This is a genomic window from Convivina praedatoris, assembly GCF_933208495.1.
Taxonomy (GTDB): Bacteria; Bacillota; Bacilli; order Lactobacillales; family Lactobacillaceae; genus Convivina; species Convivina praedatoris.
On the sequence record NZ_CAKOET010000019.1, the window covers coordinates 1 to 656 of the forward strand.

Here is a 656-nt window from a genome sequence, read left to right on the forward strand (position 1 = left end):
GTATCAACGTAACGGGGAATGTTTAAATTAAAATCATTCTCTACAAAATCTTCATAACTCACTACGCTAGCGTACTTATCAACATTCTTGCGTTCTTTGTAAGTGTTGATAATCTTGTCAATATTTTCTCTAGTTAACTCATTTTTATTCTTGAGCTTATTGAACTCTTTACTAGCGTCAATAAATAACACATCACGGTTCGTTCGGTTCTTCTTTAGCACTAACACCACCGTTGGAATATCAGTAGCCAAGAACAGCTTGTCGGGTAGTCCAATGACAGCGTCAATATAGTTGTTTTCAATTAGCTGCTTACGTATCTTTCCCTCAGCCTGGCCTCTGAATAAAATTCCGTGTGGAAGAATAATGGACATCGTGCCGTCATCAGCTAGATGGTGTAGTCCCTCTAACAGAAAGGCGTAATCGCTCTTGGACTTAGGCGCTAATACTTCATAATCTTTAAACCGTGGCTGTTGTAAGTATTCTGGTTTAGGATTCCATGGCATTGAGTAAGGCGGGTTCATAATGACTGTATCAAGTTTAATATTATCGAACGCTTGTTCGTATATCTGTTCAATGCTGGAATAACGCTCTCCTTTTGCTAACTTGTATGTAGCAAATTCTTCACGGGTTAAGCTATCACCATGCCAAACAATACC

General features: G+C 38.9%; 1 protein-coding gene. It reads right to left on the minus strand.

Annotated features, from left to right (window positions below; genetic code table 11):
- Positions 1 to 656, minus strand: a 656-nt coding sequence (locus M4974_RS07835) for an N-6 DNA methylase (protein WP_248715915.1), incomplete at both ends; no start/stop codon positions are given.